The sequence below is a fragment of the Streptomyces sp. 71268 genome, assembly GCF_029392895.1.
In the GTDB taxonomy this organism is placed as follows: Bacteria; Actinomycetota; Actinomycetes; order Streptomycetales; family Streptomycetaceae; genus Streptomyces.
Window position 1 is genome coordinate 5,016,902 of record NZ_CP114200.1, and the last position, 12,948, is coordinate 5,029,849.

At 71.2% G+C, this 12,948-nt stretch carries 16 protein-coding genes; 10 read left to right on the forward strand and 6 right to left on the reverse strand.

Annotation, left to right across the window (positions count from 1 at the left end):
* Positions 1–36: 36 nt before the first annotated feature.
* Positions 37–489 (reverse strand): carboxymuconolactone decarboxylase family protein, encoded by a 453-nt coding sequence (locus tag OYE22_RS19810; protein ID WP_176162222.1) that lies wholly within the window; start codon positions 487–489, stop codon positions 37–39.
* Positions 490–535: 46 nt separating this feature from the next.
* On the opposite strand from OYE22_RS19810, the gene OYE22_RS19815 reads away from it, so the two are divergent.
* The 3 genes from OYE22_RS19815 to OYE22_RS19825 all read left to right on the forward strand — a co-directional run bounded on the left by OYE22_RS19815 (position 536) and on the right by OYE22_RS19825 (position 4,599).
* A complete protein-coding gene (locus OYE22_RS19815; protein ID WP_277321658.1) occupies positions 536–2,095 on the forward strand; it encodes a PLP-dependent aminotransferase family protein in 1,560 nt (519 codons plus the stop codon).
* Positions 2,096–2,525: 430 nt separating this feature from the next.
* Entirely contained in the window at positions 2,526–3,593 is a 1,068-nt protein-coding gene (locus tag OYE22_RS19820) for a Rieske 2Fe-2S domain-containing protein (RefSeq protein WP_277321659.1), read from the forward strand.
* 130 nt (positions 3,594–3,723) lie between these two features.
* Positions 3,724–4,599: an alpha/beta hydrolase gene (locus tag OYE22_RS19825; RefSeq protein ID WP_277321660.1), complete on the forward strand. Its 876-nt coding sequence runs from the start codon at positions 3,724–3,726 to the stop codon at positions 4,597–4,599.
* Between the two features lie 73 nt (positions 4,600–4,672).
* Here OYE22_RS19825 and OYE22_RS19830 read toward each other — a convergent pair whose 3' ends face one another.
* The gene (locus OYE22_RS19830) at positions 4,673–5,083 is read right to left on the reverse strand and encodes a MerR family transcriptional regulator (RefSeq protein WP_277321661.1); all 411 of its coding nucleotides are present in this window, start codon (positions 5,081–5,083) and stop codon (positions 4,673–4,675) included.
* A 60-nt stretch (positions 5,084–5,143) separates the two neighbouring features.
* Here OYE22_RS19830 and OYE22_RS19835 point away from each other — a divergent pair, with 60 nt between their 5' ends.
* Positions 5,144–5,959, forward strand: coding sequence for an SDR family oxidoreductase (locus tag OYE22_RS19835; protein ID WP_277321662.1), 816 nt, complete (start codon positions 5,144–5,146; stop codon positions 5,957–5,959).
* A 103-nt stretch (positions 5,960–6,062) separates the two neighbouring features.
* Here OYE22_RS19835 and OYE22_RS19840 read toward each other — a convergent pair whose 3' ends face one another.
* Positions 6,063–6,200 carry a DUF397 domain-containing protein gene (locus tag OYE22_RS19840; protein WP_277324219.1) on the reverse strand — a complete coding sequence of 46 codons (138 nt, stop codon included), beginning with the start codon at positions 6,198–6,200 and terminating at the stop codon, positions 6,063–6,065.
* Positions 6,157–7,101 (reverse strand): helix-turn-helix transcriptional regulator, encoded by a 945-nt coding sequence (locus tag OYE22_RS19845; protein WP_277321663.1) that lies wholly within the window; start codon positions 7,099–7,101, stop codon positions 6,157–6,159. Before OYE22_RS19845 ends, OYE22_RS19840 begins: the two co-directional genes overlap by 44 nt.
* A gap of 332 nt (positions 7,102–7,433) precedes the next feature.
* Between OYE22_RS19845 and OYE22_RS19850 the strand changes: the two genes are divergently transcribed.
* Positions 7,434–7,751, forward strand: a complete 318-nt coding sequence (locus OYE22_RS19850) for a hypothetical protein (RefSeq protein ID WP_277321664.1) — start codon at positions 7,434–7,436, stop codon at positions 7,749–7,751.
* Positions 7,748–8,218 carry a hypothetical protein gene (locus tag OYE22_RS19855; protein WP_277321665.1) on the forward strand — a complete coding sequence of 157 codons (471 nt, stop codon included), beginning with the start codon at positions 7,748–7,750 and terminating at the stop codon, positions 8,216–8,218. Before OYE22_RS19850 ends, OYE22_RS19855 begins: the two co-directional genes overlap by 4 nt.
* A 239-nt stretch (positions 8,219–8,457) precedes the next feature.
* Here the strand turns inward: OYE22_RS19855 and OYE22_RS19860 are convergent, their stop codons facing one another.
* Complete coding sequence (locus OYE22_RS19860; RefSeq protein ID WP_277321666.1) at positions 8,458–8,898, reverse strand: VOC family protein; 441 nt, start codon at positions 8,896–8,898, stop codon at positions 8,458–8,460.
* Between the two features lie 650 nt (positions 8,899–9,548).
* Between OYE22_RS19860 and OYE22_RS19865 the strand changes: the two genes are divergently transcribed.
* On the forward strand, positions 9,549–10,595 hold the full coding sequence (locus OYE22_RS19865) for a putative protein N(5)-glutamine methyltransferase (protein ID WP_277321667.1): 1,047 nt from the start codon (positions 9,549–9,551) through the stop codon (positions 10,593–10,595).
* Here the strand turns inward: OYE22_RS19865 and OYE22_RS19870 are convergent.
* Positions 10,544–11,077: a cupin domain-containing protein gene (locus OYE22_RS19870; RefSeq protein ID WP_277321668.1), complete on the reverse strand. Its 534-nt coding sequence runs from the start codon at positions 11,075–11,077 to the stop codon at positions 10,544–10,546. The genes OYE22_RS19865 and OYE22_RS19870 overlap by 52 nt on opposite strands.
* 242 nt (positions 11,078–11,319) lie before the next feature.
* Here OYE22_RS19870 and OYE22_RS19875 point away from each other — a divergent pair, with 242 nt between their 5' ends.
* From OYE22_RS19875 to OYE22_RS19885, 3 genes are all read left to right on the forward strand, one after another.
* Complete coding sequence (locus OYE22_RS19875; protein WP_277321669.1) at positions 11,320–11,808, forward strand: isochorismatase family protein; 489 nt, start codon at positions 11,320–11,322, stop codon at positions 11,806–11,808.
* Between the two features lie 214 nt (positions 11,809–12,022).
* The gene (locus OYE22_RS19880; protein WP_187059588.1) at positions 12,023–12,196 is read left to right on the forward strand and encodes a CsbD family protein; all 174 of its coding nucleotides are present in this window, start codon (positions 12,023–12,025) and stop codon (positions 12,194–12,196) included.
* Positions 12,197–12,617: 421 nt separating this feature from the next.
* Positions 12,618–12,911 (forward strand): hypothetical protein, encoded by a 294-nt coding sequence (locus tag OYE22_RS19885; RefSeq protein WP_277321670.1) that lies wholly within the window; start codon positions 12,618–12,620, stop codon positions 12,909–12,911.
* Positions 12,912–12,948 lie beyond the last annotated feature (37 nt).

Genomic DNA, 12,948 nt, shown 5'->3' on the forward strand with positions numbered 1-12,948 from the left:
CGTGCCGGGCCGGGCCGGCTCGTGCCGAGCCGGGGCTCAGGCCGTGCCGGGGACCTTGCTCGTGGTCACGGCGATCCGGTTCCACGCGTTGATGGCGAAGATGACGCCGATGAGCTTGGCCAGCTCGGCCTCGTCGAAGTGCTCGGCGGCCCGCGCGTACACCTCGTCCGAGACGCCGTTCGGCAGCAGCGTGACGGCCTCGGTCAGCGCCAGCGCCGCCTGCTCCTTCTCGGAGAAGAAGGTGGGCGCCTCGTGCCAGGCGCTGACCAGGTTGACGCGCTCCTCGCTCTCACCGGCCTTGCGGGCGTCGGTGGTGTGCATGAGCAGGCAGTACGCGCAGTGGTTGATCTGCGAGGCGCGGATCTGGACCAGCTCGACGAGGGAGTGGTCAAGTCCCTCCTTGGCGGCGGCGGTCAGGTCGATCATGGCCTGGAAGACCTTGGGGGCGGCCTTCGTGAAGTTCATGCGGGCGGTGTGTTCAGTGGTCATACCTCGACTCTAGGAGGCCGTTCGCGCGCACATATGGTTCATTGCCATGGCGGAATCGTGGGGCAAAGTGACCGATGGGCTCGGTAGTGACCTCCATCTGGAATTGACCGGTCCGGGAGGTGTACGGGCCTCGTTGACGCGGGCCCTGCGTGAGGCGATCCGCACCGGACGGCTCGTGCCCGGCACCCGGCTGCCGGCCTACCGCACGCTCGCGGTGGACCTCGGCGTCGCCCGCAACACCGTCGCCGAGGCGTACGCCGAACTCGTCGCCGAGGGCTGGCTCACCGCCCGCCGGGGCGCGGGCACCCGGGTCGCGCCGGGCGCCGTGCCGCCAAGGCCGGCCGCCCCGCGCGCACCGACCCGCCCGTCGCTGGCCGCCCGCCCCACCTTCGACCTGCACCCCGGCGCGCCCGACGCCTCCTCCTTCCCGCGCGCCGCCTGGCTCACCTCCTCGCGCCGGGCGCTGACCAACGCGCCCAGCTCGGCGTTCGGCGTCAACGACCCGCGCGGGCGCGTCGAGTTGCGCCGCGTCCTGACGGAGTACCTGGCCCGCGCCCGTGGCGTGCGGGCCGATCCCGAACGCATCGTGATCTGCTCGGGCTTCGCGCACGGCCTGCGGCTGTTGGCCGAGGTGCTGGTCGACGCCGCGCGCGACGGGGGCCCGCCGCTCCAGGTCCCGCCGCACGGCGGGTTCGGTGACACGGGTCGGGCGGCGGCCTGGGGGCGGGTCGCGGACGCGGCGCCGGACGTGCTGACGGGTGGCGCGCGCGGGCGCGACGGCGGGTTGACGGTGGCCGTGGAGTCCTACGGCCTCGGCTTCCACCGGACGATCCTCGGCCGCGCCGGCATCCGTGGCGTGCCGCTGCCGGTGGACGAACACGGCGCGCGGGTGGACGGGTTGGCGGCCGTCGACGCCCGCGCGGTGCTGCTGACGCCCGCGCACCAGTACCCGACCGGCGGCCCGCTGCACCCCGAGCGCCGGGCAGCCGTCATCGACTGGGCGCGCGCCACCGACGGGCTGGTCATCGAGGACGACTACGACGGCGAGTTCCGCTACGACCGGCAACCCGTCGGGGCCGTGCAGGGGCTCGACCCGGCGTACGTGGTGTACGTCGGCTCGGTCAGCAAGAGCCTGTCCCCGGCGGTCCGCCTCGGCTGGCTGGTACTGCCGGACGCGCTGGTGGACGCGGTGCTCGCGGCCAAGGGCGAGCGCGAGCTGTGGGTCAGCGTGCCCGACCAGCTCGTCCTCGCCGACCTCATCGAGTCGGGGGCGTACGACCGGCACGTACGGCGGATGCGGCAGCGCTACCGGCGCCGGCGCGACCAACTGGTCTCGCTGCTCGCCGAGCGCGCCCCGCACATCGCCGTCACCGGCATCGCGGCCGGCCTACACGCGGTCCTCAAGCTGCCGCCGGGCACGGAGCGCACCATCGTGCAGGCCGCGGCGTGGCAGGGCCTGGCCGTGGACGGCCTGAGCCCGTACCGCCACCCGGAGGCGCCGATGCCACCCCAGGACGGCCTGGTGGTGGGGTACGGCACGCCACCGGACCACACGTTCGCGGGCGCCCTGGACGCGCTGTGCCGGGCGCTGCCGTCACCGGCCTAGGTTCTGCCTGGCGAAGCAACCTGGTTACACGGTGGACCGTGAACCCGTTCCGGATCGCGTGTCGGACACGTCCTGGCCTTGCCGGCGCCCTACGCAAACCTCAGCACGCCCCATTCCCGCCTTTTAGTGATTTGCCACCCGAAAGACCGTTTCGGCGCGGCGTACCACTGTGATGCTGCTGAGGTCCGCACGAGAGGGCTCGCGACGGAGCCCGCCCGCCCACCGTCCCCCCATCGCGACGCGAGGCACGGCACGGCACGCACAGAAGGCAGGAAGAAGCAGAAGGAAGCAGAAGGAAGCAGGAAAGGACAGGGGCGATATGTCGCTGCCACATCCCCACCGGCCCACCGATCCCGACCAGCCAACGCCCACGGCCCAGGCTTCGCCCTCACCACCCACGCCGCTGCCTTCGCCCGCGCCCCCCGAGCGGATGACAGGAAAGCCGGACGGAGAGGATCAACAAGCGGACTCCGACCAGCCGTTGACGCCACCGATCCGCTCCATCGAACGCCCTTACCCCGACGGCTGGTTCGCCGTGGCCACGAGCGCCGAGGTAGGGATCGGCAAGGTGGTCACCCGACGCCTGGCAGGGCAGGACGTGGTGCTCTACCGCACGCGGACCGGACGGCTTCGCGCCGTGAGGCCGTTCTGCCCGCACCTGGGCGCCCACCTCGGCCACGGCGGCACCGTGCGCGGGGAGAACCTCGTCTGCCCCTTCCACCACTTCGAGTTCGCCACCGACGGAGCCTGCGTACGCACGGGGTACGACACCCCGCCGCCCCCGACTCGGTTGGGCCCGGTCGAGTTCCGGGAGATCGACGGCCTGATCTTCGTGTGGCAGCACGCCCAAGGCACGGGCCCCACCTGGGAGATCGACGCACCGCCGCCGGCGGCGTTCCCCCGGGCCCGCGCGTCGGCGCGGACCGTGGCCGCGCACCCGGACGACTTCATGGAGAACGTCGTCGACTACGGACACTTCGTACCCCTGCACAAGGTGGCCCTGGAAGTGGTCTCGCCACCGCGCTTCCTCGGCGCCCGCATGATGAGCGCGTACCGGCTCGGACGTACCGATGACCAGTCACGTTCCGCACCGTTGTGGGCACCCGCGATGGAGACGACCGCCTATGGCCTGGGCGTCCTGTACGGCGAGGCCACCAGCCCCCGCATCGGTCTGCACCTTCGCAACTGGACCTGTGTGACCCCGGTGAGCCCCGGTCAGGCCGTGTTGCGCTCGACGGTCACCGTACGGTTCACCTGGCGCAGGTGCCGCTGGCTGGCCCGTGCGCTGGCCGCCCTGATCTCGGTGCCGTTCGCGCGAGCCACCGTCAGCCAAAGCGCCCGCGACGTCGCCATCTGGCAGCACCGCGCGCACGTGGAACACCCTCGGCTCGCTCGTGGCGACGGGCCGATCATGAAGTACCGGCGCTGGGCGGCACAGTTCACGTCCGCGCCCTCCGAACCGACAGCCGACGCCCAACCGCCCGCCCGCATCGCCTGACCGCGCGGGCGGTACCACCTCAGCGGTACGGCCTCGGCGCCACTACCTCAGCGGTAATCGACGGGGTGATCGGTGGCGGGCGAGAGTTGCCCCACCACCACGCCGCCGCGTCCCGGAAGGGGATTCGCTGATGCCGTACTTCGAGGGTTCCGACGGAACAAGCCTGTTCTACACCGACTGGGGCCGGGGCAGACCGGTGGTGTTCGTGTCGGGGGCCTGGCTCAGCAGCAGCGCCTGGGAGTTCCAGATGCTTCCGCTCTCCGAGCGGGGGCTGCGCTGCGTCGCCTTCGACAAGCGGGGGCACGGCCGCTCGGACTGGGTCGGCCACGGCTTCGACTACGACACCCTCGCCGACGACCTCGCCGCGCTGCTCGACCACCTCGACCTGCGCGAGGTGACCCTGGTGGCGCACTCGATGGGTGGCGGGGAGGTGATCCGGTACCTGACCCGCCACGGTTACGCCCGGGTGAGCCGGGTGGTGCTGATGGCGGTCACCGCGCCGCTGCTGGTCGAGACGCCGGACCACCCGGAGGGCATCGGCCGGGAGGTCCTCGACGCCCTGCTCGCGACGCAGTCCCGGGACCGGCCCCGGTGGATGGCCCAGAACGCGCAGGCGTTCTTCGCCACCCACCTGGGCAACACGGTCTCCACCGAACTTATCGAGCAGACGGTCCGCAGGTGCCTGGACTGCTCGGCCAAGGCCGCCGTCGAGGTGGTCAGGACGGGGTTCTGTACCGATCTGCGAGAGGAGGTCAGCGCGCTCCGGTTGCCCACCCTGATCCTCCACGGCGACGCCGACGCCTCCGCCCCCGTCGACCTGTGCGGCCGGTGGTTGGCCCACCTGGTGCCGGACAACGTGTACCGGGAGTACCCGGCGGCGGGGCACGGCCTGTTCGTCACCCACGCCGAGCGCGTGAACCAGGACCTGCTCGACTTCGTCGCGGCCCCCGCACCAGACCCCGTGCCGGCCGCCGCCACCGTCGGGGGCGGGCAGCGCGGCGCGTGAGCGTGAACACGGCGTCGTACGGCCCGACGTGCGGCCCCGCGTCGTACGCGATCCCCCGCCGGAACGCGTACGCCTACGCCTTGCCGCCGACCCCGGCCCCGGTCTCGTCCCTGGTCCCGGTCCCGGCGGTGAGCGCCTCGCCCGCGTGGATGATCGAGCCGAGCATGGCGTGGGCGGCCTGGAGCTGCTCGATGGAACGGCCCATGCGCTCGCGCTCGTCCCGCAGGTCCTGGGCCATCTCGTCGCAGAGCGGCGCCAGGATGGCGCCCTCGTCGGCCATGCAGGGCAGCACCTCCCGGATCAGGTCGGTGTTCAGCCCGGCCGCGAGTAGGACCCTGACCCGGCGCACGGTGGCCACGTCGGAGTCGTCGTACTCGCGGTAGCCGCTGGACCGCCGCCGTGGCCGGAGCAACCCCTGCTGTTCGTAGTAGCGCAGGCTCCTGGTGCTGACGCCGGTGCGCTTCGCCAGCTCGCCGATGAACATGTGACCCCCGAAGACGGACGTTTGACTTTGACATTGACGTCAAGGTCTAGCTTAGCCGCCATGACAACGAACAGCGGTACCCAGCAGCACTCAACTGGCCGGCGCGACAACCTGGTTGACAAGCAGGACCTGGCTGGCAAGAGGGCCGTCGTGACCGGCGGCACCATCGGCATGGGCCGGGCCATCGTCCAGGCCCTGACCGATCGCGGCGCGGAGGTGGTGTTCACGGGGCGCAGCGACGCGCGCCTGGCCGAGGCGCGGGCCGCGCTCGACACCCCGCTGGCCCACCCGGTGCGCTCCGACGCCACCGACGCCGCCGCCATCGCGACCCTCCGCGACCAGGTCGCCGACCGCCTCGGCGGCATCGACTACCTGTTCGTCAACCAGGGCATCGCCGAGTTCCAGACGCTCGAAGAGGTCACCGAGGAGTCGTGGGACCGCGTCTTCGACGTGAACGCCAAGGGCGCCTTCTTCACCGTCCAGCGCCTGGCGCCGCTGCTGGCCGAGGGCGGCTCGATCGTGTTCACCACCGTCTCCAACGACCGGATCTTCCCTGGCCTCAGCGCCTACTCGGCGGCGAAGGAGGCCGTCACCGCCTTCTCGAAGGTGCTCGCCGTCGAGCTGCTGCCACGCGGGATACGGGTGAACGCGCTCGCCCCCGGCTTCATCCTCACCCCCACCATGGGTGTCGCCGAACTGACCGACGAACAGCGCGCCGAGTTCGTCGAGCAGGGCAACGCGTCCACGCCGATGGGGCGCGGCGGCACGGTGGACGAGGTCGCCACCGCCGCGCTGTACCTGGCCGTCGACGCCACCTTCACCACGGGCGTGGAACTGCCCGTCGACGGCGGTTTCGGGCAGGGCCTGGGGCAGTGACCCGCGCCGCCACTGCCCGGTAGACGGTTTTCCCGCGGCCCGGCCTGACCCGCCGTGGGAGAGCGTGGCGCCGTACGCGCGCGGTTCACCGCGCGCGTACGGGTCAGGCGGTGAAGTCGCCCGTCTTCACGCCGGTGATGAATGCTTCCCATGCCGGGGCGTCGAAGGACAGGGTCGGGCCGTGTGGGTCCTTGCTGTCACGGACGGGGACGACGCCGGGGAATCCGGGGGCTACCTCGATGCAGTCGCCGCCGTTGTCGCCGCTGTAGCTGCTCTTGCGCCATGTTGCCGCGCTGAGTTCGGGGGTTTTCACCTTGGTCGTACCTCTCCATCACGTCTCTGATCAGGGCGGCAGTCTCGCTGGCCGATAGCGATTCCGTACGCAGTAAATCGTATGTCCGCCCGGCGTCGCGGACGACTGTTGGGTCGTGGACGAAGTGCCCGCTGTTGACTGATTCGGAGTACAGCACCTCGCGGCCTTGTGGGAGAACGATCAGCGACAGCGACGCGGTGGGGCGCGGGGTCTCCTTCCGCGTGGCGAGCAGCACTTGGATCACCATGTTCGCCGTGCGCTGGACGTTCAGCAGGTGGGCACACTGATCACGCATGACCTCCGCCCCGCCCACGACGTTGTAGAGCGCGCTCTCCTCAAGCACCACGCGCAGCGGTGGGCCGTCGATGTCAAGGAACCGCTCCTGTCGACTCAGTCGCGCCTGCACACTGTCTTTCACCTGTTCAGGGCTCAGCCCCTTTCGCGTGAACAGTGCCGTGGCGTAGTCCGGCGTCTGGAGCAGGCCAGGCACCAACTGCGTTTGCCAGACGCGCAGACCGACCGCCCTAGCGTCCATTTCCGCACGTTTCTTGAACCAGTCCGGATGTGCGGGATGCGCGGCGTACCAGTCCACCTTGCCCCACATTTCGACCAACAGGCCGTCCGCGTCGAGCAGCTTGTCGAAGACGTTCACGTGTGACAGGTCCGGCCGGCGCTTGCCCGCCTCAATGTGTCCAATGAGTGAGCGGTCCACCGGTAAGGCTGTCGCCAGTTGGTCCTGGGTCAGGTCCGCTCTGATGCGTAGTTGACGCACAAGCTCGCCGAACAGTTCGGCCGATGTCGTACGTCCCACCTGTGGCCTGCGTTTCACGCTCCATCACTCTCCGTATGGGACAGGACCGCCCCTGTCACGGCTGTGCCGGTAGTGCGCCACGTCGCTCACGAGGAACGATCGGCAGGGTACGGAGAGTAACGCCGTTGGAGCCGCGCAGTGAGCGGTGGAAGGAAAACCATGCACACCATGAGCCTCCGGGTGTATTGCATGCGCCCCGGTGAAAAGCCTCGCCCCGTAGGGGGCCGTACGGTTCGCGTCGACCCAACCACCGTCACCCGGGGCGAGCTTGAGTCGCAGCACCGCGCCGACGCGTGGGGCGCCTGCCGCTGCCCGCGCCACCGGGACGCGCGCAGCGGGGGTGAGGTCGCGTGACGCGGCACCTCGCGCTGGTGGGCGCGCACCGGGTCATCGTCAAGGGGCTTGCCCTGCGGTTCTTCCTGCGGGACGGCGACACGTGGGAGCCGACGACCGACGTCGACTTCCAACACGCCTACGAACTCTCGCTGTTCGACCCCGACGCGCTCGGCAAGGACGTGCTGTGCCCCAACGCGCGGCGGGTCGAGTACACCACCGACGAGGCGTGGTTCTGGTCGGACGGGGCGAGCGCGGCCGGCATGTGCACCTTCGACGACCGGGAGCCAACGGAGTGTGCCGCGATGACCCTGCTCGCGGGTGGTGCTTCGTGACGGCGTGTGAGGTGCGGGTCGAACTCCTCGTATGGCATCCGGCCGACCCGGCCGCGCCGCTGGACGTCTCCCGGTCGTGGCCCCGGGTCCTCCAGGTCGCCCGCGCCGGTGGGGCCGAGCCACCCGGCGTCATCGTGCGCCCGGGCGAACCGGCGCGTACGGCGGCGGGGCGGGTGGCGACCGCGCTGGGCCTTCGGCAGCCGCTCCAGCCACGCCTGCTCGCCGTGGACCAGCGGTCGGACGAGGGCGGCGCGTGCCCGGAACAGCTCGCGCTGATCGTGGACGGCGGCTGGCTCGGTACGGACGGTGGCCTCGTGCCGTGCGACTGCGGTGATCACGAGCTGGTGTGGACGCCGATCGCGGAACTGGGCCGGGTGGCCCTGGTGCACGCGTTGCGCGTCGCCGTGACCGGCCAGCCGCCGCCACTGCTGTGGCGGGGCGCGTCGGGGGCGGCCGACGCGTTGTGACCACCCGCGCGCTGGGCCGCCACAACCGCCGTACGCGGACGTCGGCGAGGCCGTCACAGCGCGCCCGCTCGTCACGGGTGGCCCGTGGGCGCGGGACGTACGAGGGTGGGGCGGTTGCGCGGGTTTCCGGCCTTGGCGACGTAGGCCAGGCGGGCCACGTCACGGGCCAGCGGTTCCTGGCTGGTCGGGCGGTTCAGAACCTCGACGATCTCGTGCGGCTGCTTGGTTCGGCCTCCTTCTCAGCGCAGTTGCTCGGCCAGTCCGACGATGATGCCCTCCGGGCCGCGGAGGTAGCAGAGCAGATAGCTGTCTTCGAACCGGGCGATCTCGCCGACGAGTTCGGCGCCGTGAGGGCGCAGGCGGGCAACGGTGTCCTCGAGGTCGTCGACGGCGAACATGACGCGGTGCGTGCCCAGAACGTTGTGCGGCTGGTTACGCGGCCCTGCGCTGATCGCCGCGGGGTTGCGGTACTTCGCCAGCTCGAGCCGGCTGTGACCGTCCGGGGTCCGGACCATCGCGATGTCACAGTGGACGCCGTCGAGTCCGGTGCACTGGTCGGCGAAGAGGCCCTCGACCTCCGCCCTGCCCTCCAGCTCCATACCGAGTTCCACGAAGAACGCGATGGCGGCATCCATGTTCTCGACGACGATGCCGACGTTGTCCATCCGCTGAATCGCCATGCTGGTTTCTCCTTCTTCCTCGTGCGGCTGGTGGTGGCCGCTGATGTCCCTGGGACGGAGCCGGTGGCACGTTCTCGACATCCTCAGACCACCGAACTCCGAAGAATCCGGGTCGCGCCTCAGCACCGCTACAGCAGGCCCGCGAGCCAGGCGCCACCACCGAGGGTGAGTGCGGCGCAGGTGGCCGCTCCCACGAAGGCGATCAGCCGCAGCGTGCCGCCCCCGCTTTTCCATGCTTCCTCGACGATTCGCAGCGTGCGCGCTTGAGCATTGCGCCTCCCCCATCAAGTCACGGTGCCGGGTCACCCTTGGCGGGTGGAGTTTCCCGTGGGCTGCGGTGGTCACAGCCGAGACAGCCGCGTACGGACACCCTCCAGTCAGCCCACCGCCGCCGGCCCACCCGGGGCACCGGTCCACACGCGTGGGGGCGCGCGACTGGCGTCCGCGCGCCGGTCGGGTACAGTGGCGCGCTCCAGTGGTCACGCGCTCCAGCCGTGAACCGTCGAGCGAACGAGGAGGTGAGCCCCATTTCCGCAGTGTCAGGTCGGGTGCTCCCCCTCGCATGGGTGCGGTTCGTCGCGTAGGTGAACCCAGGGGCCCCGCAGGCGCCTCGAAAGGTTCCCGTGTCACACGTTTACGACGTACCCCGCATGTCCCCCGACGCAGCGCAGTCCCCGACGCATCCGGTCCCGGGCCCGTGCCCAGGCTCGGACCCGTACGCCCTGCCCACCTCACCTCCCGCGTGTCCCGCCTCGCCTCCCGCCGTAACCGCCCCGCCCGACGTGGTCGACCGGCTGCGGGCCGCAGGCTGCGTGTTCGCCGAGGACGAGGCGCGGCTCATCCTGCGTACCGCCCGCACGCCGGAGGAGGTCGAGACGATGGTGCGGCGCCGGGTGGCCGGGTTGCCGTTGGAGCAGGTCGTGGGCTGGGCCGAGTTCCGGGGGTTGCGGATCTCGCTCGACCCCGGGGTGTTCGTACCCCGGCGGCGTACGGAGTTCCTGGTCAGCCAGGCCGTCGCGCACGCGACTGGCCGGCGGTCGGCGGCGCGGGAGGGGAGGGCCGGGGCCGTCGTGGTGGACCTGTGTTGCGGCTCTGGCGCGGTGGGCGCCGCCCTGGTGGCCGCGCTCGGGCCGGGCACCGTCCTGCACGCCGCCGACGTGGACCCGGCCGCCGTGCGCTGCGCCCGGCGCAACGTCGCCGGCGTCGGCGGGCGCGTGTACGAGGGCGACCTGTTCGCGCCGCTACCCGCCGCGCTGCGTGGGCGGGTCGACGTGTTGGCGGCGAACGTGCCGTACGTCCCGTCCGACGCGGTCGCGCTGCTGCCGTCCGAGGCCCGCGACCACGAGCCGCTGGTGGCCCTCGACGGTGGCACGGACGGGCTCGACGTGCTGCGCCGGGTGGCCGCCGGCGCGCGCGAGTGGCTGGCGCCCGGCGGCTGCGTCCTGGTCGAGACGAGCGAGCGACAGGCCGCGCGCGCCGCACTGGCCTTCGTACGGGGCGGGCTGGCGGCCCGGCTGACCACCTCGGAGGAGTTGGACGTCACGGTCGTGGTGGGCACGGCCCCGGCCGCCCCGCCTGGTCGGGCGGCTGCGAACGCACCGGCCGCCCTGCTGTCGCCGGCCGCCCCGGAGGGCCGTACCCACGGCTACGCCGCGCCGCCGCCACCCGTCCCCGGCTCGAAGTCCTCCACGAAGTAGCTGTCGTGCCGGTGGCGGAACCGCTTCAGCTCCTCACCGCCGCGCTGGGACATCTCCGCCACCCGCTCGAAGTACTCCTCGCGCGGCGCGCCCGGTGAGAAGAGCATGAGCATGGTCATCGGCTCGTCGGTCGCGTTCTTGAACCCGTGCAGGCCGCCGACCGGCACGTACAGGAAGTCGCCGGCGCGGCCGGTGACCCACTTCTCGCCGTTGTACAGCTCCAGTTCGCCGGAGAGTACGTAGAAGGATTCCGACATCGCCCGGTGGAAGTGCGGCTTGGCGCCGGCCGAACGCGCCGCCAACTCCACCTTGTACAGCCCGAACTCGCCACCCGTGGACTCGTTGGTGGCCAGGTAGTGGGTGGTCCCGCCGGGCGAGGAGAGGTCCGGCGGGGCGTCCGCCGGCCGGAAGACCGCGTTCACCTCGCCTTCGGCTCCGTGGTAGCGAGGCTCGGGGTAGGCGAGGGGTTCCAGGTACGACATGTCGCGCTCCTCTCAACGAGACCAACGGGGTCAATGGGGTCAACGAGGTAACGGGGGCAATGGGGTCAGCGGTGTACGCCCACATCGTCTCCCCGGCCGCCGGGGCGTGGCATCGGCCCTGCGACCGGACCTCGGATGGGCCCGGCCGAGGGCTGCGGACCTAGGACGAGCGAGTCCGAGGTGTTCACCTGTTGGTACAGCTGAAGGGAGGCGGTCTCGGGCCCTGGCCTACTATCGCCTCCGTGACCTCCGCGCTGATCCTCATTGACCTGATGCCGCGCATCATCGACCTGCCCCTTGCCCCGCACTCCGGCGAAGAGGTGTTGACGCGCTGCCGTCGGTTGGCTGAGGTGTTCAGGGCGAGCGGTCGCCCGGTGGTGCTGGTTCGGGTGGAAAGGCCGAACACGACCGAGCAGCCGCCGGGCAGCGGTTTCGCCGCCGGTCTGGTCCAGCCCAGCGACGTGGTGATCGTCAAGCGCACCGTCGGTGCGTTCCATGGCACCGACCTGCACGACCAGTTGCGCGATCGGGGCGTGGACACGCTGGTACTCGCCGGGCTGGTCACCACGATGGGGGTCGAGTCCACCGCGCGGGCCGCGAGCGACCACGGCTACGAGGTGGAGTTCGTCGCCGACGCGATGTCCGGCTTCGCTGCCGACGAGCACGACTTCACCGTGGAGAAGATCTTTCCCCGGTTCGGTGAAGTGCGCGACACGGCGGCCTACACCTGAACCCGTGGTCGTAGGCGATCAGTGACCGGGTGACTGGTGCGTCGATCTCGGGCGCCAGGCCGGGGACGGCGGTCCGCGCCGATCGCCGGCCATCCGTCGCCGATCGTCGATCGCGCCGCTTTCGGCCGCCGCCACCGTTGACCGTGTTTGAACCCGAACACAGCGGTCAGACGCTGGATGTACCTGATGTCCAGTAGATCAAGGTGTGAGTGACATGGCTGCCGACAAGAAGACCGAGGCCAAGACCGACCAGGCCAAGGGCAAGGTCAAGGAAGCCGCCGGGCGTGCCGTGGGTAACGAGCGCCTCACCGCGGACGGCCGGGCCGACCAGGCCAAGGGAGACGCCCGACACGCCAAGGAAAAGATCAAGGACGTCCTCAAGGACTGACCTCACCCTTTTCGCAGCCCCCTTCTGCGCCCTTCCCTGCTGGGCCCTCGCGGATTCCCCCGTCCGCGAGGGCCCAGTGTCGTCCTCGCGCCGTCGTGTGGGAGCGGTCGCGGGCGCGGCATGGCCTTGGCCTCCCCGGTCGAGTCGTACGCCGGCCGTCACCACCCGCCGAAAGAAGAGTCCCGCCACCCACCCACCCACCCGGCCGAAAGAAGAGTCTCGCCACCCGGCCGAAAAAGGAGTGGAGCCGGGTTCCCGTGGGCCGTTACCGTCCTTCCGCCCGCAGTCATCCGCTCTCCGGTCAAGGACGTGCCGTTGTACACCAAGTGAGAACCCCCGAGCGCTGTTCCGTCGCGCGTCGCAGTCCTGTGCGCCGCGCTGCCTTTCGCTGCGGTCCTCTCACTGGAAACGGGATATCTCTGTGTCCACAACCTGGGTGGCCTTCCCCACCTCGCTGTCGATCGTCCTCCGCCGTTGCTCCCTGTCCGCCTCCGCGCGTTCCCGGGTGAGCGACACCTTCCGCCTCACCCTCGACCACCAGCCCCTCGCCGCCCGACTCCGCGCCTCGGCCGTGGCCGACCGGCCGGCCTGGCAGTCCCCGTACGGCCCACCGCAGCGCCGGTCCCACCGGGGCCGGTGGGTGCCCGAGCCGGGGGTGGGCAGGTCGCTGCCGGTCGTGGTGCGGCGTGGGCAACTGTGTGAGCAGTGCGACTGACCGGTTCACGTGGGTCCGGCTCCCACGCGTGAGCGGT

What these genes read in the sequence shown, in the direction of transcription:
- OYE22_RS19825 (WP_277321660.1), top strand. Translation starts at nt 3,724, where the DNA reads ATGCCGTACTTCGAGGGTTCCGACGGAACAAGCCTGTTCTACACCGAC.
- OYE22_RS19815 (WP_277321658.1), top strand. Translation starts at nt 536, where the DNA reads ATGGCGGAATCGTGGGGCAAAGTGACCGATGGGCTCGGTAGTGACCTC.
- OYE22_RS19835 (WP_277321662.1), top strand. Translation starts at nt 5,144, where the DNA reads ATGACAACGAACAGCGGTACCCAGCAGCACTCAACTGGCCGGCGCGAC.
- OYE22_RS19820 (WP_277321659.1), top strand. Translation starts at nt 2,526, where the DNA reads ATGACAGGAAAGCCGGACGGAGAGGATCAACAAGCGGACTCCGACCAG.
- OYE22_RS19880 (WP_187059588.1), top strand. Translation starts at nt 12,023, where the DNA reads ATGGCTGCCGACAAGAAGACCGAGGCCAAGACCGACCAGGCCAAGGGC.
- OYE22_RS19865 (WP_277321667.1), top strand. Translation starts at nt 9,549, where the DNA reads ATGTCCCCCGACGCAGCGCAGTCCCCGACGCATCCGGTCCCGGGCCCG.
- OYE22_RS19870 (WP_277321668.1), bottom strand. Translation starts at nt 11,077, where the DNA reads ATGTCGTACCTGGAACCCCTCGCCTACCCCGAGCCTCGCTACCACGGA.
- OYE22_RS19860 (WP_277321666.1), bottom strand. Translation starts at nt 8,898, where the DNA reads ATGGCGATTCAGCGGATGGACAACGTCGGCATCGTCGTCGAGAACATG.
- OYE22_RS19830 (WP_277321661.1), bottom strand. Translation starts at nt 5,083, where the DNA reads ATGTTCATCGGCGAGCTGGCGAAGCGCACCGGCGTCAGCACCAGGAGC.
- OYE22_RS19810 (WP_176162222.1), bottom strand. Translation starts at nt 489, where the DNA reads ATGACCACTGAACACACCGCCCGCATGAACTTCACGAAGGCCGCCCCC.